The sequence below is a fragment of the Streptomyces sp. NPDC053665 genome, assembly GCF_055585285.1.
The window spans coordinates 210,502-233,357 of record NZ_JBVJKK010000005.1 but is presented as its reverse complement, the minus strand read 5'-3'; the positions used below and the strand labels follow the sequence as shown (position 1 = coordinate 233,357).

The 22,856-nt window shown below is 69.2% G+C and carries 20 protein-coding genes; 10 read left to right on the top strand and 10 right to left on the bottom strand.

Going from position 1 to position 22,856, the window contains the following annotated elements; genetic code table 11:
* Positions 1-122 precede the first annotated feature (122 nt).
* Positions 123-2,282: a chromosomal replication initiator protein DnaA gene (dnaA, locus tag ACZ6ZN_RS21140; RefSeq protein ID WP_469648376.1), complete on the bottom strand. Its 2,160-nt coding sequence runs from the start codon at positions 2,280-2,282 to the stop codon at positions 123-125.
* 398 nt (positions 2,283-2,680) lie between these two features.
* On the opposite strand from dnaA, the gene rpmH reads away from it, so the two are divergent.
* From rpmH to ACZ6ZN_RS21095, 9 genes are all read left to right on the top strand, one after another.
* Positions 2,681-2,818, top strand: a complete 138-nt coding sequence (rpmH, locus tag ACZ6ZN_RS21135; protein ID WP_003949374.1) for a 50S ribosomal protein L34 — start codon at positions 2,681-2,683, stop codon at positions 2,816-2,818.
* 21 nt (positions 2,819-2,839) lie between these two features.
* A complete protein-coding gene (rnpA, locus tag ACZ6ZN_RS21130; RefSeq protein WP_388166508.1) occupies positions 2,840-3,211 on the top strand; it encodes a ribonuclease P protein component in 372 nt (123 codons plus the stop codon).
* A complete protein-coding gene (gene yidD, locus ACZ6ZN_RS21125) occupies positions 3,208-3,582 on the top strand; it encodes a membrane protein insertion efficiency factor YidD (RefSeq protein WP_398109168.1) in 375 nt (124 codons plus the stop codon). The genes rnpA and yidD overlap by 4 nt, the downstream gene beginning before the upstream one ends.
* A 3-nt stretch (positions 3,583-3,585) precedes the next feature.
* Entirely contained in the window at positions 3,586-4,872 is a 1,287-nt protein-coding gene (gene yidC, locus ACZ6ZN_RS21120) for a membrane protein insertase YidC (protein WP_469648371.1), read from the top strand.
* A 15-nt stretch (positions 4,873-4,887) separates the two neighbouring features.
* Complete coding sequence (locus ACZ6ZN_RS21115) at positions 4,888-5,400, top strand: Jag family protein (RefSeq protein WP_398109170.1); 513 nt, start codon at positions 4,888-4,890, stop codon at positions 5,398-5,400.
* 126 nt (positions 5,401-5,526) lie between these two features.
* Positions 5,527-6,243: a 16S rRNA (guanine(527)-N(7))-methyltransferase RsmG gene (gene rsmG, locus ACZ6ZN_RS21110; RefSeq protein WP_469648367.1), complete on the top strand. Its 717-nt coding sequence runs from the start codon at positions 5,527-5,529 to the stop codon at positions 6,241-6,243.
* A gap of 328 nt (positions 6,244-6,571) precedes the next feature.
* Positions 6,572-7,648 carry a ParA family protein gene (locus ACZ6ZN_RS21105; protein ID WP_469648927.1) on the top strand — a complete coding sequence of 359 codons (1,077 nt, stop codon included), beginning with the start codon at positions 6,572-6,574 and terminating at the stop codon, positions 7,646-7,648.
* Entirely contained in the window at positions 7,645-8,742 is a 1,098-nt protein-coding gene (locus ACZ6ZN_RS21100) for a ParB/RepB/Spo0J family partition protein (RefSeq protein WP_469648365.1), read from the top strand. Before ACZ6ZN_RS21105 ends, ACZ6ZN_RS21100 begins: the two co-directional genes overlap by 4 nt.
* A gap of 318 nt (positions 8,743-9,060) precedes the next feature.
* Positions 9,061-9,678, top strand: a complete 618-nt coding sequence (locus ACZ6ZN_RS21095; protein WP_398109173.1) for a GNAT family N-acetyltransferase — start codon at positions 9,061-9,063, stop codon at positions 9,676-9,678.
* Positions 9,679-9,772: 94 nt separating this feature from the next.
* Here the strand turns inward: ACZ6ZN_RS21095 and trxA are convergent, their stop codons facing one another.
* From trxA to ACZ6ZN_RS21060, 7 genes are all read right to left on the bottom strand, one after another.
* On the bottom strand, positions 9,773-10,105 hold the full coding sequence (trxA, locus tag ACZ6ZN_RS21090; RefSeq protein ID WP_398109174.1) for a thioredoxin: 333 nt from the start codon (positions 10,103-10,105) through the stop codon (positions 9,773-9,775).
* Positions 10,106-10,150: 45 nt separating this feature from the next.
* Complete coding sequence (gene trxB / locus ACZ6ZN_RS21085; protein WP_469648361.1) at positions 10,151-11,119, bottom strand: thioredoxin-disulfide reductase; 969 nt, start codon at positions 11,117-11,119, stop codon at positions 10,151-10,153.
* Positions 11,120-11,287: 168 nt separating this feature from the next.
* Positions 11,288-12,226: an anti-sigma factor family protein gene (locus ACZ6ZN_RS21080; RefSeq protein ID WP_469648358.1), complete on the bottom strand. Its 939-nt coding sequence runs from the start codon at positions 12,224-12,226 to the stop codon at positions 11,288-11,290.
* Complete coding sequence (sigM, locus tag ACZ6ZN_RS21075; protein WP_469648355.1) at positions 12,223-12,948, bottom strand: RNA polymerase sigma factor SigM; 726 nt, start codon at positions 12,946-12,948, stop codon at positions 12,223-12,225. The genes ACZ6ZN_RS21080 and sigM overlap by 4 nt, the downstream gene beginning before the upstream one ends.
* 27 nt (positions 12,949-12,975) lie before the next feature.
* Positions 12,976-14,667 carry a protein kinase family protein gene (locus tag ACZ6ZN_RS21070; protein WP_469648353.1) on the bottom strand — a complete coding sequence of 564 codons (1,692 nt, stop codon included), beginning with the start codon at positions 14,665-14,667 and terminating at the stop codon, positions 12,976-12,978.
* A gap of 139 nt (positions 14,668-14,806) precedes the next feature.
* The gene (murJ, locus tag ACZ6ZN_RS21065; RefSeq protein ID WP_469648351.1) at positions 14,807-17,107 is read right to left on the bottom strand and encodes a murein biosynthesis integral membrane protein MurJ; all 2,301 of its coding nucleotides are present in this window, start codon (positions 17,105-17,107) and stop codon (positions 14,807-14,809) included.
* 43 nt (positions 17,108-17,150) lie between these two features.
* On the bottom strand, positions 17,151-19,541 hold the full coding sequence (locus tag ACZ6ZN_RS21060; RefSeq protein WP_469648348.1) for a DUF6049 family protein: 2,391 nt from the start codon (positions 19,539-19,541) through the stop codon (positions 17,151-17,153).
* A 255-nt stretch (positions 19,542-19,796) separates the two neighbouring features.
* Between ACZ6ZN_RS21060 and ACZ6ZN_RS21055 the strand changes: the two genes are divergently transcribed.
* On the top strand, positions 19,797-21,242 hold the full coding sequence (locus tag ACZ6ZN_RS21055) for a CCA tRNA nucleotidyltransferase (protein WP_469648345.1): 1,446 nt from the start codon (positions 19,797-19,799) through the stop codon (positions 21,240-21,242).
* Positions 21,243-21,336: 94 nt separating this feature from the next.
* Here the strand turns inward: ACZ6ZN_RS21055 and ACZ6ZN_RS21050 are convergent, their stop codons facing one another.
* Together ACZ6ZN_RS21050 and ACZ6ZN_RS21045 are read right to left on the bottom strand one after the other, a co-directional pair.
* On the bottom strand, positions 21,337-22,104 hold the full coding sequence (locus ACZ6ZN_RS21050; RefSeq protein WP_469648343.1) for a hypothetical protein: 768 nt from the start codon (positions 22,102-22,104) through the stop codon (positions 21,337-21,339).
* A gap of 269 nt (positions 22,105-22,373) precedes the next feature.
* The gene (locus tag ACZ6ZN_RS21045) at positions 22,374-22,853 is read right to left on the bottom strand and encodes an LppU/SCO3897 family protein (protein WP_469648341.1); all 480 of its coding nucleotides are present in this window, start codon (positions 22,851-22,853) and stop codon (positions 22,374-22,376) included.
* Between the last annotated feature and the right edge of the window lie 3 nt (positions 22,854-22,856).

Genomic DNA, 22,856 nt, shown 5'->3' with positions numbered 1-22,856 from the left:
GGCCGGTGCCGGGGCGCTCCGCCGCGCACACCCCACAGAGAGCACCTGTCGCCCTGCCGCATGCAGAAGGGCGTCCCCGGGGAAAGCCCCGAAGACGCCCTCAGCGGCTCCTGCCGCCGTCCTCAGCCGTTCTTGATGCGGTTGGTCAGCTCGGTGACCTGGTTGTAGATGGAGCGGCGCTCGGCCATCAGATTGCGGATCTTGCGATCGGCGTGCATGACCGTCGTGTGGTCGCGGCCGCCGAACAGCGCGCCGATCTTCGGCAGGGACAGGTCTGTCAGCTCACGGCACAGGTACATGGCGATCTGCCGGGCCGTGACGAGCGCCCGCCCGCGGGAGGTGCCGCAGAGATCCTCGACGGTCAGCCCGAAGTAGTCCGCGGTCGCGCCCATGATGGCGGTCGAGGTGATCTCGGGGGCGGAGTCCTCACCGCCGGGGATCAGGTCCTTGAGGACGATCTCCGTCAGCCCCAGGTCCACCGGCTGCCGGTTCAGCGAGGCGAACGCCGTGACGCGGATCAGCGCGCCCTCCAGCTCGCGGATGTTCCGGGAGATCCGGGACGCGATGAACTCCAGCACCTCGGGCGGCGCGTTCAGCTGCTCCTGCACCGCCTTCTTGCGCAGGATCGCGATCCGCGTCTCCAGCTCGGGCGGCTGGACGTCGGTGATCAGTCCCCACTCGAAGCGGTTCCGCAGCCGGTCCTCCAGCGTGACCAGCTGCTTCGGCGGCCGGTCGGAGGACAGCACGATCTGCTTGTTCGCGTTGTGCAGCGTGTTGAAGGTGTGGAAGAACTCCTCCTGCGTCGACTCCTTGTCCGCGAGGAACTGAATGTCGTCGACGAGCAGGATGTCCATCTCCCGGTACCGCTTGCGGAAGCTGTCGCCCTTGCCGTCGCGGATGGAGTTGATGAACTCGTTGGTGAACTCCTCGGAGCTCACGTACCGCACGCGCGTGCCCGGGTAGAGGCTGCGGGCGTAGTGCCCGATCGCGTGCAGCAGGTGGGTCTTGCCGAGCCCGGACTCGCCGTAGATGAACAGCGGGTTGTACGCCTTCGCCGGCGCCTCGGCGACGGCCACCGCGGCCGCGTGCGCGAAGCGGTTGGAGGCGCCGATGACGAACGTGTCGAAGAGGTACTTCGGGTTCAGGCGCGCGGTGGGCTCGCCCGGACCGGTCGCCGGCGCGGGCTGCGCGGCCAGCGGGCCGGGCGCCCCGGTCGTGGGCAGGTTCGGGCCGACGGGGCCGCCCCGGTGCACGTGCCCGGAGCCGGCCGGCGGCTCGGGCAGCTCCCGGCGGACCGCGTCGCGCTGGTCGTACTCGGGGCGCGGGGCGTGCGCGGTGTGCGGCTCGTCGTAGTCGGAGCGCGGCGGCTCGTAGGGCGGACGGTTCACCGGCTGCGGCCGGTAGTCCTGCGAGGGGGAGCCGTAGGAACCCTTCGGGCCGTACGAGTCCTGCGTCCCGTAGGTGTCCTGGGCGCCGGCCCCCGAACCGTAGGGGTCCTGCGAGCCGTAGCCGTCCTGGCTCGGTGACGCGTACGGGTCACGCTCGGGGAAGCCGAGGCGCTGCTGCTGCCAGCCGTAGTCGTCCTGCGTCGGCCGCGGCCAGGCGCCCGGCTCCGGGCGCTGGTACTCGGAGGGGTACGCGGGGCGGGCCTTGGGGATCTGATCTCCGCGCGTAGGCGGGAGCTGGTCGGCGGCCGTTCCGGGCAGCGGCTCGGCCCGGTGGCGGCCGTAACCCTCGTAACCGTCTCGCTCCTGCCGGTCCTGCCGGTCCTGCCGGTCCTGGCGGTCGTGACGGGGGTCGTACCGGTCGCCGTCCGGCCGGGGGTCGTATCCCTCCCGGTCCCGGTCCCGATCCTGGCGGTCGTATCCGTCCCGGTCCTGGCGGTCGTACCGCTCGGCGTCCTGGCGGTCGTAGCGGTCGCTGTCCTGGCGCGCGGCCGGGAGCTCGGGCTCCTCGTAGCGCGGCTGGGGGCGCGACGGGGGTGCCGCCGGGGCGGAGGGCTCGCCCGCGGAGTCGTCCACGGTGATCGCGATGCGGATCGGCCGGCCGCACTCGCGGCTCAGCGTCTCGCTGACGACGGGCGCCAGCCGGCCCTCCAGCACGCCCTTCGCGAACTCGTTCGGTACGGCGAGCAGGGCCGTGTCCGCGACCAGCGCGAGCGGCTGGCAACGGCGGATCCAGTGCTCGTCCTTGGTCTCGACGCCCTGGCCCCGGCCCTCCCCGAGGAGCTGCTCCAATACGCGTGGCCACACTGCGGCAAGATCGGCAGGTACGTCAGCCACAGGGCACGCTCTCTCGCAGGTCCCACGAACGTGTGGTTCTGGGACGGGTCGGGATTGTCATCCGGGTGGGTGCCACGGGGGCAAACCCACCGGGGCAGGGACAAGGGAACGAATCGGAGTCCGCCACGGTAGTCAGGGCGACCGGTACGGTTCAAGTTGTTGTCCCCAGGCTGTGGACAAGTGTCTCCCGGCGGCTCCCGGTTTGACCGGATGGCGTAGCCGCGCGTACCGTAACCAGGTCGAGTTGTCGATGGCTGCTGCCGCCTGCCTCCGATGGGCACAGGTCACTTGGGTGATCGGTCAGCGGTGCAATCGGGCGTAACTGCGAGCTACTCGTGGGCGCACGGTGACAGCCAGGACGGCACCCCGCAACTACCGAATCTTTCTGGAGCCCCCGAGTGAGTAAGCGCACCTTCCAGCCGAACAACCGTCGTCGCGCGAAGACCCACGGCTTCCGGCTGCGTATGCGCACCCGTGCCGGCCGCGCGATTCTCGCGTCCCGCCGTGGCAAGGGTCGCGCCCGCCTGTCCGCCTGATCCCGATCAGGTCATGACGTCGTGCTGCCCACCGAGAACCGGCTGAGGCGGCGCGAGGACTTCGCGACCGCGGTACGACGAGGCCGTCGGGCAGGACGCCCGCACCTCGTCGTCCACCTACGAAGCGGTGCCACGGACCCGCATGCGCCTGGGGAGAGCGCTCCCCCGACGCGTGCGGGTTTCGTCGTGAGCAAGGCAGTGGGCGGCGCGGTCGTCCGCAACAAAGTGAAGCGCAGGCTTCGCCACCTGATGCGCGAGCGAGTCGCCCTGCTGCCCCCCGGTAGCCTGGTAGTCGTACGAGCGCTGCCCGGATCGGGCGACGCCGACCATGCACAGCTGGCCCGAGACCTGGACGCCGCTCTTCAACGGCTGCTGGGAGGGGGCGCGCGATGAAGTACCCGCTGCTGGCTCTGATCAAGCTGTACCAGTGGACGATCAGTCCGCTGCTGGGGCCGGTCTGCAAGTACTACCCGTCGTGCTCCCACTACGGCTACACGGCCATCGACCGGCATGGTGCCGTCAAGGGCACGGCGCTCACGGCCTGGCGCATCCTGCGGTGCAATCCGTGGTCGCTGGGCGGTGTGGACCATGTTCCCCCGCGCAAGCGTCCGCGGTGGCACGAAATGCTGCGTAACGCGTGGCGCGCACGCAAGGGCGGGCCCTCCGCCGCCGACCCGGCCACCGAGGGACAGACGTCACCCACAAGTCCGTCGAGTCCCTCGAGCCCGGCCGCAGAGACACCGTCCCATGCCCAAGGAGCATGATTAGTGGACACGATTGCCAGCCTCTTTAGCTTCATCACCACACCCGTCTCCTGGGTCATCGTCCAGTTCCACTCGGTGTACGGCGCCCTCTTCGGGCCCGACACCGGGTGGGCCTGGGGCCTGTCGATCGTGTCCCTGGTGATCCTGATCCGTATCTGCCTGATCCCGCTCTTCGTGAAGCAGATCAAGGCGACCCGGGCGATGCAGACGCTCCAGCCCGAGATGAAGAAGATCCAGGAGCGCTACAAGAACGACAAGCAGCGTCAGTCCGAAGAGATGATGAAGCTGTACAAGGAGACGGGCACCAACCCGCTCTCCTCGTGCCTTCCCATCCTGGCGCAGTCCCCGTTCTTCTTCGCCCTCTACCACGTGCTCAACAGCATCGCGTCGAACGACACCATCGGCGTGATCAACGACCGCCTGCTGGAGAGCGCCCAGAAGGCCCACATCTTCGGTGCGCCGCTCGCGGCGAAGTTCACCGACAGCTCCTCCAAGGTCGAGGCCCTCGGCTCGACCATCACGGACGTCCGGGTCGTCACCGCGATCATGATCGTCCTGATGTCGGCCTCGCAGTTCTTCACCCAGCGCCAGCTGATGACGAAGAACGTCGACACCACGGTGAAGACGCCGTTCATGCAGCAGCAGAAGATGCTGATGTACGTCTTCCCCATCATGTTCGCCGTCTTCGGCATCAACTTCCCCGTCGGTGTCCTCGTCTACTGGCTGACCACCAACGTGTGGACCATGGGCCAGCAGATGTACGTGATCCACAACAACCCGACTCCGGGTTCCAAGGCCCAGGCCGCCTACCTGGAGCGCCTGCACAAGCACGTCACGCAGCGCGACAAGGTGACCCGCCGCCGCGACCGCGCCATCGTGAAGGCGATCGTCGCGAAGGGCCGGGACCGCAACGAGTTCGAGCGCAAGTTCATCAACGGCCTGAGCAAGGCCGGACTCGCCGCCCAGCCCGACGGCACCGTGATCAAGGGCGACACCGCCGCCGTCACCGTGGCCGAGGACGGCACGCCCATGGCCACCGGTACGCCGAAGCGCCAGCAGCCCAAGCGCCAGAGCAAGGCCCAGCGCCAGTCCGGCACGGTCACCGGTGCAAAGGCGGCCGGTGAGCAGGAGCCGAAGACATCGCTGACCAAGTCCGAGGACCCGGAGGACGCCAAGCCCGCCGGCGCTGCCAAGAAGGGCGGCGCCAAGCCGGCCGGCGGTGCCCGGAGCAAGGCCCAGTCCGGTCAGCGCAAGGGTCCGCAGCGGCCCAAGTCCCCGTCCAAGAAGTAAGAAGGAGTCCATCCCGTGACGGAAGGCACCACCTCCGCCGCTGCCGAGGGCGCAGACACCGTGACGCGCCTGGAGCAGGAGGGCGACATCGCTGCGGACTACCTGGAGGGTCTGCTCGACATCGCCGACCTCGACGGCGACATCGACATGGACGTCGAGGCCGACCGCGCCTCCGTGTCGATCATCAGCGACACGGGCAGCCGCGACCTGCAGAAGCTGGTCGGCCGTGACGGCGAGGTGCTGGAGGCTCTCCAGGAGCTCACCCGTCTGGCCGTGCACCGGGAGACCGGTGACCGCAGCCGGCTGATGCTCGACATCGCGGGATACCGGGCCCAGAAGCGTTCCGAGCTGTCCGAGCTCGGTGCCAAGGCGGCTGCCGAGGCGAAGAGCAGCGGTGAGGCCGTGAAGCTCAAGCCGATGACGCCGTTCGAGCGCAAGGTCGTCCACGACGCGGTCAAGGCCGCCGGGCTGCGCAGCGAGTCCGAGGGCGAGGAGCCGCAGCGGTTCGTCGTCGTGCTGCCCGCCTGATCGGCCTCTCCTGGTCACCGGCCCCGTCTGTTGCGCAGACGGGGCCGAACTTTGTCAGCCTGATAGTTCTGGTTGGTTTCGGTGTCGGCGCCGGGTGCGCTGACGCGGTACGGAAGGACGGTCCCCGTGACGGAGGCAGCGGAGCTTCCCCCCGCGCCCGAGCAGGCGCGTGAGGTGTTCGGCGATCGCTTCGCGGATGCGGTGCGCTATGCCGAGCTGCTCGCCGAGGCGGGCGTGCAGCGCGGCCTGATCGGCCCGCGCGAGGTCCCTCGCTTGTGGGAGCGGCACCTGCTGAACTGCGCGGTGCTCTCGGAGGTCGTGCCGGAGGGCGTGACGGTGTGCGACGTGGGCTCGGGTGCCGGCCTGCCGGGCATTCCGCTGGCCCTGGTGAGGGAGGACCTGAAGATCACGCTGCTGGAGCCTCTGCTGCGGCGGACCAACTTCCTCACCGAGGTGGTGGAGCTGCTCGGCCTCGACCACGTGACCGTCATGCGTGGGCGGGCCGAGGAGGTCATGGGCAAGATCCAGCCCGTCCACGTGGTCACGGCCCGCGCTGTCGCTCCGCTCGACCGTCTCGCCACGTGGGGGATCCCGCTCCTGCGCCCCTACGGGGAGATGCTGGCCCTGAAGGGCGACACGGCCGAGGGGGAGCTGAAGAGCGCGTCGACGGCTCTCAGCAAGCTGGGCGCGGTGGGGACGTCCATCCTGCACGTGGGTGAGGGTGTGGTCGATCCCCTGTCCACGGTCGTGCGGGTCGAGGTCGGGGAGAGCCCCGGCGGTGTCCGGTTCGCCGCCAAGAGGGCCAAGGCGGCTCGCACAGGACGGACGCGTCGCAGGCGCTGAGCCGGCATCGAGTGCTCGCTCCGGTGAGCGACCGTGGTGATGTCGGTCACCGGCAAGGGTGGGGGACTTTTGCGAGCGAGACGTACTCCACACAAGCTGCCAAACCTACGCATGCCGGAGTGTCGCGACAGAACGGCCTCGGCTGCTGTGCATCGTGTTTCACGTGAAACGTCGCTCACTGCTGCACGGCATCATCAGTCGTGGCCGCGCTGCGGCCGAACCTCGCGACCGCAAGCCTCTCGGTTCACTCGATGAGGGACCTGAGATGTCCACAGAGGTGGATTTCTCCACAGAACGCCAGGCCTCACTGGTTCATGACCCCGAAGACATGGGAGGCTCTGTTCATTGCGAGCCTGAAGTCGAGGAGAGTGAATCCTTGCGGTCCGACGCCAACATCGCGGGACCGATGACCGATCCGGTCCCCGGTCCCCGTACCGAGTCGATGGGGGCGGATGTTTCACGTGAAACACCGCCTCCGATGGACGACACTCCCATCGGTCGAGCTGCCCAACTGGCAGTGGAGGCTCTGGGGCGCGCCGGCGAGGGTCTGCCGCGGCCCGAGCAGACCCGGATCATCGTGGTCGCCAACCAGAAGGGCGGCGTGGGCAAGACGACGACGACCGTCAACCTTGCCGCGTCCCTGGCTCTGCACGGCGGCCGCGTTCTCGTGGTCGACCTCGACCCTCAGGGCAATGCGTCCACTGCTCTGGGCATCGACCATCACGCAGAAGTCCCGTCCATCTATGACGTGTTGGTGGACAGCAGGCCCCTCTCCGAAGTGGTCCAGCCCGTTCCCGACGTCGAGGGACTCTTCTGTGCCCCTGCCACCATCGATCTGGCCGGTGCAGAGATCGAGCTGGTGTCCCTGGTCGCACGAGAGAGCCGGCTGCAGCGTGCCATTCAGGCGTACGAGCAGCCGTTGGACTACATCCTCATCGACTGCCCGCCCTCTCTGGGGCTGCTGACGGTCAACGCGTTGGTGGCGGGGCAGGAGGTGCTGATCCCGATTCAGTGCGAGTACTACGCGCTCGAAGGCCTGGGGCAGCTCCTGCGTAACGTCGACCTGGTGCGAGGGCATCTCAATCCCGCCCTGCACGTGTCGACCATCCTGCTCACCATGTACGACGGCCGGACCCGACTCGCGTCACAGGTCGCCGACGAGGTGCGGACGCACTTCGGCGACGAGGTACTGCGGACGAGCATCCCCCGGTCCGTCCGTATCTCGGAGGCGCCGAGCTACGGACAGACGGTACTGACTTACGATCCTGGATCGAGCGGTGCTCTCTCCTACCTGGAGGCGGCGCGCGAGATCGCACTGAAGGGCGTCGGCATCAGTTATGACGCGACGCACGCCCACATCGGTGCACAGCAGAACAACCCGAGCATGGTGGAGGGCATCCAGTGAGCGAGCGACGGAGGGGGCTGGGCCGTGGTCTCGGCGCACTGATCCCTGCCGCCCCGACGGAGAAGTCGGTGGCCCAGGCCGCGGTGGGCAATACCGCTTCCGCATCCCCGGCGGCAGTGCCTACAGTCCCGCACGATCGAGGCGTGGCCGCGGCCAAGGTGGCGACCTTGCCTCCTGTTTCACGTGAAACAGAGGAGCCGAAGCAGCCGAGCGCGCCCACCCATGCGGCACCGATCGGGGCGCACTTCGCAGAGATCCCGCTCGGCGCCATCACGCCGAACCCGCGGCAGCCGCGTGAGGTCTTCGACGAGGACGCGCTCTCCGAGCTCATCACCTCCATCAAAGAGGTCGGGCTCCTCCAGCCGGTTGTCGTCCGGCAGGTCGGCCCCGCGCGCTACGAGCTCATCATGGGCGAGCGCCGCTGGCGTGCCTGCCGCGAGGCGGGGCTGGAGGCGATCCCGGCCATCGTGCGGGCCACGGACGACGAGAAGCTCCTCCTCGACGCCCTGCTCGAGAACCTGCACCGAGCGCAGCTCAACCCGCTGGAAGAGGCTGCGGCCTACGACCAGTTGCTGCGGGACTTCAACTGCACGCACGACCAGCTGGCGGACCGCATCGGTCGGTCCCGGCCGCAAGTCTCCAACACCCTGCGGCTGCTGAAGCTCTCGCCTGCCGTGCAGCGCCGGGTCGCCGCCGGTGTCCTCTCGGCGGGGCATGCGCGGGCACTGCTCTCCGTGGAGGACTCGGAGGAGCAGGACCGGCTCGCCCACCGCATCGTGGCCGAAGGCCTCTCGGTGCGTGCGGTCGAGGAGATCGTGACCCTGATGGGGTCGCGGCCGCAGAAGGCTCAGAAGCCCAAGGGCCCGCGAGCCGGCGCACGGGTCTCTCCTGCCCTTTCCGACCTGGCCACGCGGCTCTCGGACCGCTTCGAGACCCGGGTGAAGGTCGACCTGGGGCAGAAGAAGGGGAAGATCACCGTCGAGTTCGCCTCCATGGAGGACCTCGAGCGGATCCTCGGCTCACTCGCCCCGGGCGAGGGACCGGTCCTGCAGAGGAGCCTCCTCGAGGGCGACGCCGAGGACGGCGAGTCCTGACGTTCGAGGGACGTCTGCCGCGCAGGTGACAGAGCGGGCCGTGTCCGGTGTGTGCCGGAAGGTGGCCCGCTCTTTCCTTTTTGGCGGTATCGACGGAATGGCATCGTGGATACGATGCGATCGAGTACGGCGCGACCACTCGGCAGCACCTCTGAAAGGGAGGCAGGGGCCCATGCGAACGATGAGCCGCACCGGACTGGTGGGCGCCGGTTTGGGGCTGGGGGCGGTCGGTGGGTTCATCGGCAGCCTGCTCAGGGAACGGAGCGCTCTGACAGCAGCCCGCGACGCCGCGGGCGAAGGAAGTGAGGATCAGCCTTCATGGGGCGCCGGCTCGCACCGCTCACGCTGGACAACCTTCAGGATCTCCCCCAGCGCTGTGGCTCGTGTGTCTTCTGGGAACTCGACCCGGTCAGTGGTGAGGCCGCGATAAAGGCGGGCACGGCCGCCTCGGAGAAGGAAGCCTGGATCTCGGCGGTCCTCCTGGACTGGGGGTCCTGTGGTCGCGTCGTCTATGTGGACGACGTCCCGGTCGGCTTCGTGCTCTACGCCCCGCCCGCGTACGTCCCCCGGTCCACGGCGTTTCCCACCAGCCCTGTCTCCCCTGACGCCGTGCAGTTGATGACGGCGTTCATCCTGCCGGGATACCAGGGGCAGGGTCTGGGCCGGGTCATGGTCCAGACGGTCGCCAAAGATCTGCTCCGCCGTGGGTTCAAGGCGATCGAAGCATTCGGTGACGCCCGCTGGAAGGAACCGGCCTGCGTGCTGCCTGCCGAGCATCTCCTGGCGGTCGGATTCAAGACCGTGCGGCAGCACCCCACGCATCCGCGCCTGCGGCTGGAACTGCGATCGACGCTCTCCTGGAAGGAGGACGTCGAGATGGCGCTGGATCGACTGCTCGGCGCCGTGCAGAAGGAGCCGGCGCTGCGGCCCCTGTAGGTGTTCCCGGGCAAACGAATGGGCCAGCCTTCTCGGGCTGGCCCATTCGTGTTTCACGTGAAACACGCACCGACGGTGCGGCGGTGCGATCGCCTTACTCGGCGATGAAGGCCTCCAGGTCGCGCACGATGGCGGCCTTCGGCTTGGCACCCACGATCGTCTTGGCGACCTCGCCACCCTGGTAGACGTTCAGGGTCGGGATGGACATGACGCCGTACTTGGCGGCCGTGCCCGGGTTCTCGTCGATGTTGAGCTTGACGACCTCGATCTTGTCGCCGTACTCGGAGGCGATCGCCTCGAGGGACGGAGCGATCTGGCGGCACGGGCCGCACCAGGCGGCCCAGAAGTCCACCAGGACAGGCTTGTCGCTCTTGAGGACGTCCTGCTCGAAGGAGTCGTCGGTCACGTTCTTCAGGGTGCCGGCCACGGCGGGCTCCTTAACTGTTGGTGCGTGGGGCGGGTAGGGGGAAGGTCAGGCGGTGGTCTTCTCGGGCTCGGGCTGCTCCTCGTCCGCCAGGGCGGCGAGGTAGCGCTCGGCGTCGAGAGCGGCGGAGCAGCCGGTGCCGGCTGCGGTGATCGCCTGCCGGTAGGTGTGGTCGACCACGTCGCCGGCGGCGAAGACACCGGTCACGTTCGTCCGGGTCGACGGGGCGTCCACCTTGAGGTAGCCCTCCTCGTCCAGGTCGAGCTGGCCCTTGAAGAGCTCGGTGCGCGGGTCGTGACCGATCGCGATGAACAGTCCCGTCACCGCCAGGTCCGACAGCTCCCCCGTCTTGAGGTTGCGCAGCTTCAGGCCGGACAGCTTCGGGTCACCCTGGATCTCGGCGACCTCGCTGTCCCAGACGAACGAGATCTTCGGGTCGGCGAAGGCGCGCTCCTGCATGGCCTTGGAGGCACGCAGGGTGTCGCGACGGTGGACGACGGTCACGGACTTGGCGAACCGCGAGAGGAAGGTTGCCTCCTCCATCGCGGTGTCTCCGCCACCGATCACGGCGATGTCCTGGTCCTTGAAGAAGAACCCGTCACAGGTGGCGCACCAGGACACGCCACGCCCGGAGAGTGCGTCCTCGTTCGGCAGGCCGAGCTTGCGGTGCTGCGAGCCGGTGGTCACGATGACGGCCTTCGCCCGGTGGACGGTGCCGGCCGTGTCGGTGACGGTCTTGATCTCGCCGCTGAGGTCGACGGCCACGACATCGTCCGGGACGAGCTCGGCGCCGAAGCGCTCCGCCTGGGCACGCATGTTGTCCATGAGCTCCGGGCCCATGATGCCGTCCTGGAAGCCCGGGAAGTTCTCGACGTCGGTGGTGTTCATGAGCGCGCCACCGGCGGTGACGGCGCCCTCGAAGACCAGCGGCTTCAGCGACGCGCGCGCGGTGTAGAGCGCCGCCGTGTAGCCGGCGGGCCCGGAGCCGATGATGATCACGTTACGGACGTCGCTCACGGCTGGATTCCTCGTCTCTGGACTGCGTCGTTCGACCGGTGAAAGCTCGTCTCGGAACTCTCACCCCACCCAACGGATCCTAAGGGGCTGGCATTCCCGCTGTGCCCGGGCACACGGAGCCGCCCCCACCGTGCCGGTTACCACACAGGGCGAAGGTGAAGCGCTCCGTCACACAGACGGGTACGTGCGCTCCAGAAGGATCTTGCCGGAGGTGGAGGACGCTCGATGATCCACACACGTGGCATCGACGATGTACGCGGTGACCCGAGTCGGGTCCGATGCTGCGGGAAGCAGGACGAGCAGGGCCTTCTTCCCCTGGTACCTGCCGTCCTCGACGGCCAGGGCGGCGTCGTCCCGGCCGATGCCGTCGCGGACACAGCCCGGTACGACAGGCTCCTGGAAGACCTTGGTGCGATTGCCGTCCGGTGCGGTCGCGGCGCCGAAAGGGGTGCGGGAGTTCCCGCCGCCCTCGGTCTTCTCGGACTTCTCCTCGGCAAGGAGACCGGCTACCTGCTGCTGCAGCTCTCCCTCGGAGAAGGTGTCCGCCGGCGCGGTTGCCCGTTCCCCTGCCGTGTCGTGCGACGGCTGGTCGTCGCCGAGCGATGCCAGCAGGACCGAACCGAGACCGAGAGCGGCGACGGTGAAGACGGTGCCCAGGACGGCGATCCTGCGACGCCCGCTGCGTGTGCGGCCTTTGCGGCCGGGGCCAGTGGTGGAGGTGCGGGGATGGCCTGTGGGGCGGCCGGCCGGCGTCGATGTTTCACGTGAAACACGCGCGACGGACTCGTCCTCGGTGCGGGCACCGGAGCTGTCGAGTGGCTCCTCGGTGGACTCCCGCCCCTCGGTGTTCTTGGTGTTCAGCAGGGCTTCGGCGGCCAGAGCGGCGTCGATGCGGTGCGCGACGTCATCGGGCATGCGCGGTGGGCCCGGCAGTGTCCCGAGCAGTCCGCGGATCTCCTCCAAGGAGGCATAGACGTCCGCGCAGAGCTCGCACACGTCGAGATGACGGCGCACAGCGGAGCCGCGGGACGGTGGCAGAAGGCCTTCGGCGAGGTCGGAGATCTCTGCGACGTCCGGGTGCCCGGCCATGTCTGTCGTCGACGTCACGCTCGTCCACCTCCGCCCTTCACTGCGGCTGAGTCACTCGGTCCTGTGTCCGGCGGGTGCGCCCGAGGCGGTCCCGCTGCGGGTGGGACGGTCGGCTCCTGCGTCCGGTTCCGTTCCTCGTCCGGTTTCTCGCTCCCGGCGTCGCCCTCCGGCCGGAGGTGGGTCAGCAGCGGCTGGAGTCTGGCCCGGCCGCGTGAGCAACGGCTTTTCACCGTGCCGGTCGGCACGTCGAGGATCCGGGCCGCTTCCGCGACGGGGTAGCCCTGCATGTCGACCAGGACGAGGGCGGCGCGCTGGTCGGCCGGCAGGGTGCCGAGGGCCTGGACCAGCTGCCGGTGGAGATCGTTGCGTTCCACCGGTGCCGAGGCGGACTCGTGCGGCTCCAGGAGTTGCTCCAGCCGCTCGGTGTCGTCGACCGGGGACGTCTTGCGGGAGGCCACCTTGCGGGCGCGGTCCAGGCAGGCGTTGACCGTGATGCGGTGCAGCCACGTCGTGACGGCCGACTGGCCCCGGAAGGTGTGAGCGGCCCGGTAGGCGGAGACGAGGGCGTCCTGCACCGCGTCAGCGGCCTCCTCGCGGTCCCCCAGGGTGCGCAGCGCGACGGCCCACAGCCGGTCCCGGTGCCGCCGCACGATCTCACCGAAGGCGTCGGGGTCGCCCTGGACGTGTCGGGCGAGGAGGTCCTGGTCGCTCACTCCGTCGTACCCGGTGCCGTCTGCCATCGGCCCCCTTCCTCGAGGCAGATGCCGTCAGCTGGTCACCTTGATGTCCACCACGCGTCCGCGGTAGTTGCCCTCGGCGGTCAGCGGCAGCTTGGTCAGCCAGACCAGGAGGTACCGGCTCTTGACCGACTCGCCGGGCTTGAGCGCCACGGTCGTACCGGATCCCTGGGCGACCTTGTCGTAGGCGTCGAGGGAGGTGGGTTGCGTGGTCGCGTCACCGGCGGCGCGCAGTTCCACGGAGGTGGCGCCCTGGAAGGACACCGTCACCTGTCCGACCTTCTGGACCTTGCCGAGGTCGAGGATGACGCCCACGCCCGACTTCAGCCGGCCGAAGTCGGCGCTGGTGTAGAAGCTGGTCTCCCAGTAGGTGCCCGGGGCGCTGTCGTGGACGCGGTTCGTCTCGTCCGGGTTCTCGGAGCCGTCGCTGCCCAACGGGTCGAAGTCCTTGGCGCCTTCGATGGCGACAGGCTTACTGAGCGGCTTCTTCGGGCTCTTGTCGTTCCCGTCGTTGGTCTGGGTCTGCCCCGGGTCGTCGTCCGTGCCGCCGTGGTCCATCAGGGCGTCCGCCAGCTGCCAGCTGCCGAGGCCCAGGGCGGCGATGAGCAGTGCGGACACGGCCCACTTCAGGGCCTTGCCCGTGCGGCTCTGCAGCGGGGGCGGCGGAGTGGTGACCGGCTGGGTCGCTCCGGGATGCCCGCTCTGCCGGCCGTAGGTGCCCTGCTGGTAGGTGGTGCGCTGGTACTCGGGCGGGGCGGTGAACGCCGGCTCCGGCGGGCGGATACGCGGCATGTCACCGATCGCCTTCACCAGCTCCTCGGGCGTGGTGCAGGGCGATTCGTGCCGGGAGGCGGTGGCGCCGTCGTTGGCCAGTGCGCGCATGGAGAGTTCGGACAGGCCTCGGTGCACACCGGCGCGCACCTGGTCCGGCGCGATCAGGCCGATGTCCTTCGGCAGGCCGGACAGCCCGTAGGCGTCGCTCTCGTACGGCCAGCGCTGGGTGAGCGCCGCGTACAGCAGGGCGCCGATGGCCTCGGTGTCCGTGCGCTGCGGGGTCTCGGAGGAGACGCCGCGCAGGGCGGCGTTCACGGCGAGACCGCGGATGCGCCACTGGCCGGTCGAGGTGCGCAGCACGGCGTTGGGGTTCAGGCGCAGATGGGCCAGGCCCTCACGGTGCGCGGCGGCCATGGCGGAGGCGACCTGGCTCACCAGCTGGTAGGCGTCGTACGGCTCCAGCGGTCCGGAGGCCAGGAGGGTGGTCAGTTCGGTGGCGTCGGGGAGCCACTCGTGGACGACGTAGACGACGTCGTTCTCCTCGACCGCGTCGAGGACCTGGACGAACCGTGGGTCACCAAGGAGGGCGGAGGAGCGGGCGGCGGCCAGGACGGAGCGGGCGCGCGTGTGGTCCGCAGGCAGGATGTGAACTCCGACGGCACGGCGGAGCTTCTCGTCGACGGCACGCCAGCTGCTGAAACCGTCGAGGCGGGTGACGCACTCCTCCAAGCGGTAGCGCCTGGCGAGTTTGTGACCGCTGTGCAGTTCGGGCGGCGAGGTCTTTCCGGAACCGTCGGCCCGGGGGCTCTCCTGTACCTCGTCGCTGTCCGTGTCCCGCTCCCGGTTCTTGGCCACCCCGTCGGCCGTGGACTGGTCCGCCTGTGCGGTCAGCGACGTCTCGTCGCTGTTGTCTGCCACGTCGACGGCAGCCGTACTCCGTTCCGCCACCGTCGTTCCTGCCTCCCCATCCATTGCGCGCCGGCCGGCATCCGTTGCGTGCCGTCCGACGCCGAAACCAATTGTGCCCACAGTCCGCCGCTATGCACGACACGCGGTGCCCGACGATGGTTGTGCGCCCGCCCCCGCGTCAGCGTCCCAGGCGCCCGCGGACCATGCCCACCAGGGAGTTGAGCTCCTCGATGCGCATGCGGCGGGCGGCGACGAAGAAGACGGCGAGCAGCACGGCACCGCCCGCGAACACCGCGACGAGCGAACCGGCGACGCCCTGGCCGAGCGTCTGGGCGATGCCGTAGCAGGCCGCGCCGCTGAGCAGCGCGGCGGGGATCGACGCGATGCACAGCCGGGCGTAAGTGCGCAGCACCCGGGCGCCGTCGAGGTCGCCGCCCAGCCGCTTGCGCAGCCGGCGCCAGGCGACGCCCACTCCGATCGCGTAGGCCAGGCCGTAGGAGGCGGCCATGCCGACGACGGCCCAGCGGGACGGGATGACGAAGTAACAGATCGCCGAGGCGCCCGCGTTGACGGCGGCCACGATGACCGTGTTGTAGAAGGGGGTCCTCGTGTCCTCGTAGGCGTAGAAGGCACGCAGGACGACGTACTGCACCGAGTACGGGATCAGTCCGAGGCCGAACGCCATCAGCATGAAGCCCATGTTCGTGGCCTCGCTGGTGCCGGAGGAGCCGAACATCAGCGTGCACATCGGGATGCCGAGGGAGAGGAACCCGAACGCGATCGGGACGATCGCGACGGCGGTGGTGCGCAAGCCCTGCGAGATGTCGTCACGGACGGCGCCGCCGTCCCCCTCGGCCGCCGAACGCGACAGGCGCGGCAGCAGCGCGGCCATCAGGGAGACGGTGATGATCGCCTGGGGCAGGCCCCAGATCAGCTGGGCGTTGGCGTACGCGGCGAAGCCGGTGCCGTCGACGGGTGAGGCCTTGCCGGCCGCGGTGGACAGCTGGATGACGATCATGGCGCCGGCCTGGTTGGCGAGGACGAACAGGACCGTCCACTTGGCCAGTGTGATGGCCTTGCCCAGGCCTTGGCCCCGCCAGTCGAAGCGCAGTCGCAGCCGGAAGCCGGTCTCGCGCAGGTAGGGGATCATCGCCAGCGCCTGGACCACGAGGCCGAGCAGGACGCCGACGCCGAGCAGGTGCTGGCCCTCCGGCGGGATCGTCCCGGCTTCCATCCCGGACTCTGCGGCGGTGCCGTAGACGTAGATGAACATGCCCAGCGTCACGATGATGACGATGTTGTTCAGGACCGGGGTCCACATCATCGCGCCGAACTTGCCGCGCGCGTTGAGGATCTGGCCCATCACCACGTGGACGCCCATGAAGAAGATCGTGGGCAGGAAGAACTGGGCGAAGGTGATGGCGACCTGGTTCGCCGCCGGGTCGCTGGCGACCCCGTTGGACAGCACGCGGATGAGCAGCGGCGCCCCGATGACCGAGAGCGCGGTGAGCCCGCCGAGCGTCACGATGACGAGGGTCAGCAGACGGTTGGCGTATGCCTCGCCGCCGTCCTCGTCGTTCTTCATGGCGCGCACGAGCTGCGGCACGAACACGGAGTTGAGGCCGCCGCCGACGGTGAGGATGTAGATCATCGTCGGCAGCTGGTAGGCGACCTGGAAGGTGTCGCCGAGGAGGCCGACGCCCAGGGCCGACACGATCAGTGCGGAGCGGACGAAGCCGGTGAGGCGGGAGACCATCGTGCCCGCCGCCATCACGGCGCTGGACTTCAGCAGGCCCGCGGCCCGTCCGCCCTTCTTGGCGGCGGGGGCGGACACGGGCTCCGGCTCGGGAGCCTCCTCCACCAGCGGGGCCGGTGCCGTCTGGCCGTACGCCGCGTAGGGGCCCTGCGGGGCCTGGCCCGGGGCGGGAGACGGGCCGGGGACCGAGGGCGACTCGTACGAGGGGTGCCCGCTGCCCTGCTGCTGGTCACGGAAGAGGTGCGCGAAGGCGTCCGGCTCCTGGCGCGGCTCGCCGGCCTGGGAGACGAGGTCGTCCACACCCACGAACTGGGTGGTGCGCGGGTCGTCGCCGTAGGGCAGGTGCCGGGTCGGTCCGTCTGGCTCCGGTGCGGGTGTCCGGGCCCAGACCCGCGGGTCGGGCGCGTAGGGCGACTGCGGCGGCTGTCCGTACAGCTGCTGCTGTGCCTGAGAGGTGCCCGGAGCGGGCGGCTGGTGCGCGGCGCGGTCGTAGAGCGCATCGGCGCCCGGGTCCTGGGCGGAGGGGCCCTGCGTCCGGTAGGCGTCCTGTGCGTACGCGTCCTGTGCGTAGACGTCCTGTGCGTAGGCGTCCTGGAGGTAGGCGTCCGCCGGGTGGGGCGGCACCTGGCCGTGCTCGTCCGGCGCGCCTTCGGGCCCGCCCGTCTCGGGCCGGCCCGGGCTGCCCGCGGCACGGCCGCGGTCACCGTCGTACGGCGCGTTCATGGTTACCCCACCTCATCGTCCCGGGCCCACCGGCCACGACATCTCAACGGTCCACTCTCTCACCCGTGCCGGACGGGTCGGCGCTTTCCGCTGCGGTGTCCGGGGCCGGGTCACTCGGCTGCTCGGGCGCGTCCGCGCGGGCACCGGCCTCCTCTTCCTGACGGTGGCCGGGGGCCTCCGGGTTCCGCGGGGCGTCCGCCGGTCCGTCGGCTTCGCCGTCGGTCTCGGCGGCCTCGTCCTCGGCCGCCTCGCGGGCGGCGGCGCGCTTGCGCTGGGTGTACATCCGGAAGCCGGCCAGGACCAGCAGCAGTACGCCACCGCCGATGACCAGCATGACCGTGGGCGTGACCTCGGTGACGCGCACGTCGAAGGTGACCGGCTCGCCGTACTTCTGACCGTCCTGCGTGTACAGCTGGGCGATGACCTCGGCCCGGCCGTTGGCGTTGGCGGACGTGGTGAACTTCACCGACTGGGCGTGGCCGCCGTTCACGGTGACCGGTTGCTCGTCGTAGGGCTCGCCGCTGATCTTGAGTCGGGTCGGGTTCTTCGACGTGAGCCGCAGTTCCAGGTGATCGACACCTTGGACCAGGTTGTTCTGGACGGTCACGGGGATGGTGGCGCTGCGGCCGGAGAGCTTGGTCTCCGACTTGTTGATCAGTTTGACCCCGTTGATGAGGCCGTCGAGGTAGCCCTCGATGCCGTCGCGGTAGCCCACCGCCGCGACGCCGCGCCCCCGCCACGTCGTGGACATCTCGCGCTCCATGGCGCGCCCGAAGGGCGTCACCACGCGGTCCTGGCGGGTGAGGATCACCTTGAACTTGTTCAGCTTGGCCTGGGTCCGGGCGATCTGCTCGAACGCGGCCCGCGGCAGCTCCTGCCTGCGCAGCGAGGAGGGGTACGCCGACGCCGACGGCACCCTGGTGGTGGCCGCGGGGTCGGGCTTCGTCCTGGCGGCGGCCGTGAGGTCCTGGGACTCGGACCAGGTCCCGTCCTGCAGGGTCCCGAGCGCCTTGGCCATGGCCTGGGCCTGGCTGACGGACGGCATGCGCTGCGGGGCGACGACGACGCTGCGCTCCTTGCCCGTCTGGAGGCCGAAGGCCAGGCTCTGGGCCAGGAACCGCTGTACCGCCAGTGTGGAGGCCGAGGCGCGCGTCAGGTCGCCCTGGAACGCCGTGGACATCCGGGCGTCGCTCACGACCGCCGTGGTGCCCCCACCGATGGGGCGGGCGGCGGAGGGGGTGTAGGAGAGGTCGTCCTGCATGCTGTCGCTGCGGGCGATCACCTTGTCGGCGCCCGCGGAGGTCGCGACCTTCACGATCGACGGGTCGACGGCACCGTCCACGGGCCATGCGAAGTCCTTGGACGGTTTCACGTGGAGGATCGTCGGGATCGTGTTGTCGATGACGTCGGTGGCCTCCTTCAGGTGATTGAGGGTGCCGGTGACGCTCGTGCCCTTGTGGGCGATGGACGCCAGGTCGGGATCGCCGTACGGCAGGGCGACGACCTCCTTGCCCGACACCGCCTCCTGGAGGTCTGCGAGCCAGCGGTTGGCGTCCGCCTGGTGGGTGCCGTCGGTGGTGCCGCCGTCCGGGCCGCGCACCTCGTAGCTCTTGGTCATCGCGTCGACGGATGCCAGCAGGTCCGGGTCGACCACCCAGGTGACGTCGAGCCCCTTGCCCAGCGACACCATCTGGTCGAGGCGACCGCCGGGAGCGATCTCCTCGGCGAGCTCGTCGTCGCGGAACACCGGCGTCTGCTGCTCGTTCGAGCCCGTCTCGGCGACCATGTGGGAGCTGGAGACGAGGGGCCACAGGAACGTGGTCTTCGTCTTGGTCCCGGCTTCCTCCGGCTGCCACGGCAGGAACGTGCGCTGGATGCCGAGGACCTGGTCCCAGGGCTGCGCGGCGGTCTCCCCGGACAGCGCGACGGCGAGCTGGTAGACGCCGTCCTCACCCAGATCCAGCTCGTCGACCGGTACCGAGATGCTGAAGGGCTCCGACACCCCGGGGGTGAGCTCGGGGAACTTCTCCGTGTACTTGCCGCCGACCGTCTCACCGGCGGGGCCTTGGATGCCGGCGCTCTTCCTGGCGAGGGCGTCGATGGACGAACGGGTGTCCAGCGGGGGCCCGACCTGAAGGTCGACGTGGGCGTCGGTGACGGCCTGCTTGCCCTTGTTGGTCACCGTGCCCGACACGGTCACCGTGTCACCGTCGGTGGGGGCGCTGGGTGTGAGCGAATCAACGGCGACGGCCACCGAGCCCGAGCCGGCGGCGGCCCGGGCGGATTCCTGTCCGGCGGCGTCCGCCGGGCTCGCGGCGGGCAGCTGGAGGAGGCCGGTCAGCAGGGGCGCACCCGCGAGCAGTGCCCCGGTGCGCCGCAGCCACCGGCGGGCAGGTGAGGCACTGGTCCCCTGGAAGTCTGCCGCCTCGGCCACGCGCTCGTCCGTCCCTCGTCGTCGTCAGTGGTCGTCGGAATGTGCGTCCACGCATGGTAACGATGCGCGCGGAGGTGAAGTGCCGCGGTCCGCACCACAAGATCACTCACGACGGCTCGCCTGCCCGGTATGCGGTTCTCCGGAGAACGAACGGTCCCTTACCGGTCCGGGGCATGCCTTGTGCCGGTATGGCAGTACCTGTCCGCTCGATATCCGGGGGAGCCCACGGCAGCGGGCCACGTACCCTCTTCTGTTGTGCCGAACGCCAATGAAGACACCTCCAGTGCCCTGAGCCAGGTGCAGCAGCGAGCCGTGAGTGAACTGCTGCGGGTCGCTCCTGTCGCCGATGACCTCGCCCGCCGCTTCCAGGAGGCCGGGTTCTCGCTCGCCCTGGTCGGCGGCTCGGTACGCGACGCGCTGCTGGGCCGGCTCGGCAATGACCTGGACTTCACGACCGACGCCCGACCGCAGGACGTGCTCAAGATCGTCCGCCCGTGGGCGGACGCCGTCTGGGAGGTCGGGATCGCGTTCGGCACGGTCGGTGCGCACAAGGGCGGCTACCAGATCGAGGTGACGACCTACCGGTCCGAGGCCTATGACCGGACCTCGCGCAAGCCCGAAGTCTCCTACGGCGACTCCATCGAGGAAGATCTCGTGCGCCGGGACTTCACCGTCAACGCGATGGCCGTCGCGCTGCCGGAGAAGGAGTTCGTCGACCCGCACGGCGGTCTGGAGGACCTGGCGGCACGTGTCCTGCGCACTCCCGGCACTCCGGAGGATTCCTTTTCGGACGATCCGCTGCGGATGATGCGGGCGGCGCGGTTCGCGGCCCAGTTGGACTTCGAGGTGGCCCCTGAGGTCGTCACGGCCATGACGGAGATGGCCGGACGCATCGAGATCGTCTCGGCCGAGCGTGTGCGGGACGAACTGAACAAGCTGATCCTCTCCGCCCACCCTCGCAAGGGCCTCACCCTGCTCGTGGACACCGGTCTCGCCGATCGCGTGCTGCCCGAGCTGCCGGCCCTGCGGCTGGAGCGTGACGAGCACCACCGCCACAAGGACGTCTACGACCACACCCTGATCGTGCTCGAGCAGGCGATGGCCCTGGAGAGTGACGGCCCCGACCTCACCCTGCGCCTGGCCGCCCTGCTGCACGACATCGGCAAGCCGCGTACGCGCCGCTTCGAGAAGGACGGCCGGGTCTCGTTCCACCACCACGAGGTGGTCGGGGCGAAGATGACCAAGAAGCGCATGACGGCCCTGAAGTACTCCAATGAGCTGGTCCGGGACGTCTCACAGCTGGTGGAGCTGCACCTGCGCTTCCACGGCTACGGCACGGGTGAGTGGACGGACTCGGCGGTCCGCCGTTACGTCCGTGACGCCGGTCCGCTCCTCGACCGTCTCCACAAGCTGACCCGCTCGGACTGCACCACACGCAACAAGCGCAAGGCGGCCGCTCTCTCCCGTGCCTACGACGGCTTGGAGGAGCGGATCGCGAAGCTGCAGGAGCAGGAGGAGCTGGACTCCATCCGCCCGGACCTCGACGGCAACCAGATCATGGAGATCCTCGGTGTGGGTCCGGGGCCGGTCATCGGCCGTGCCTACAAGCACATGCTGGAGCTGAGGCTGGAGAACGGGCCGATGGAGAGCGATGCCGCGGTGACCGCGCTGAAGGAGTGGTGGGCGGAGCAGCAGGGCTGAGCCCACGAAGCGGGGGGGCATGTTTCACGTGAAACATGCCCCCCCGGCTTCGACGTCATACAGCGCGCAACCATGCGCAGCGCGCCAGTGACGCCTACACGTTCTGCAAGCTGCTGCTGGCAGTGCCGTACACGTTGGACGTGAGCGTCTGCTTCTTGTCTACCTGGATGGTGCCACCGGAGACCACTGCGCTGCCTTCCCAGACGATGGAAGCGACCGCGGTCCGACCGCTGACGCAGGTGCTGCCACGCTTGCAGAATCGCTGGCTACCCAGCGATGTCTTCGGAACGCCCTTCGAGATCGATACGGCAACAGAGAAGTTCTTCTTGCCGCCGTCGGCGCTGATGACCTTGGTGATGGTGCGCCCGTCGCTGTGGAAGGTCTCCCAGATCTTGAACTCGATGACAGTGACACCGAGGACCTTGATCTTGTTGCTGCGCTTCACTGTGTGGTCACCCTTGGGCAAGGGCTTGCTTGCACCAGCCTTTAGCGCGCTGACAGTGCTCTTGGCCTCATAGGTGATATCCCCGCCCTGGGACGAGGCGGTGCTGCTGGTGTTCTGAGCGAAGGCGGTCAGGTCGTTCTGCTCCTCCGGGCCCGCGGTGAGGAACTCCTTGTACAGAGACGGGTTCTGCAGGTATCCGAGGAATCGGCTCTGCTCGTCCGCCGTCAGAGCCTGGAACTCCTTGAGGGTGTCGAGAGCGCCCTCCTCGTCGGAGTGCTTGAGGTAGTCGCTGTACGCAGCAGCGCTGGCGAGCGGACTTGTGGAGGCTGGCTCGGCCGCTGCGGACGCCTGGGTGGCGGATCCGGCGAGCAGGGCGACAGTACCCGCGAGTGCGGCGAGTCCCTTGGTGGCCTTCATCCTGCTTGTTCCCCCTTGGTGCGCGGGGCATGGCTCGAAGGCCAAGCCCCTGGGTGTTGGTTGGAGCGGACTGGTCAGGCCCGTGTGAGTCGATCTTGTGGGGCTGATGGCTGGGAGATCAAGGAAATTGAGCAAGCTCAGAGCTGGCTGTCAGGGCCGGCCTTCCGAGCGCACGACTGCGCCCTACTCATGACTGAGTAGGGCGCAGTCGTGCGGCGAGGTGAAGTCGTGTTTCACGTGAAACACGACTTGCTGCAGACCGGAGTCGGCTACTTGACGGACTTCAGGCAGAGGACGACGTCGTGGTTGTCGCCCACCTGGTAGTACGCGATCTCTGCTTCCTTGACCGTCGCACACTTGCTGTCATCACTGGTGTCGTCGAACTTCTCGACAACCTTGTACTGGGCGTCACTGGCCCCGCAGTCGACGGTCGAGAGGTCGGGCTGCGACTGGGTTCCCTTGTTGTGCATGCAGCTACCGACAGCGGTGCTCTCCGCGTCGGTCTTGCCCATCTGCCACTTGACTACGCCGATGATGATCGCGACGACGATGATGCCGACTACACGCAGCAGTTTCTTGCTGAAGCGCCGACCAGGAGCCGTCGGGGGGACCGGGGCGCCGCCCGGGGGCGGGAAGCCGGGCTGGCCGGGCTGCTGAGGGACGCCGCCCTGCGGCGGGTACGGAGCCTGCGGCTGGCCCGCGGGCTGGCCCTGTGCGAACGGGTTGCCCTGGGGCGGCGGAGTGGACATACG

Bases quoted from the DNA above. Each gene is read 5' to 3' on its own strand.
- yidD (WP_398109168.1), top strand. From the start codon at position 3,208: ATGAAGTACCCGCTGCTGGCTCTGATCAAGCTGTACCAGTGGACGATC.
- ACZ6ZN_RS21105 (WP_469648927.1), top strand. From the start codon at position 6,572: ATGGGAGGCTCTGTTCATTGCGAGCCTGAAGTCGAGGAGAGTGAATCC.
- ACZ6ZN_RS21095 (WP_398109173.1), top strand. From the start codon at position 9,061: ATGGGGCGCCGGCTCGCACCGCTCACGCTGGACAACCTTCAGGATCTC.
- sigM (WP_469648355.1), bottom strand. From the start codon at position 12,948: ATGGCAGACGGCACCGGGTACGACGGAGTGAGCGACCAGGACCTCCTC.
- murJ (WP_469648351.1), bottom strand. From the start codon at position 17,107: ATGAACGCGCCGTACGACGGTGACCGCGGCCGTGCCGCGGGCAGCCCG.
- ACZ6ZN_RS21050 (WP_469648343.1), bottom strand. From the start codon at position 22,104: ATGAAGGCCACCAAGGGACTCGCCGCACTCGCGGGTACTGTCGCCCTG.
- ACZ6ZN_RS21045 (WP_469648341.1), bottom strand. From the start codon at position 22,853: ATGTCCACTCCGCCGCCCCAGGGCAACCCGTTCGCACAGGGCCAGCCC.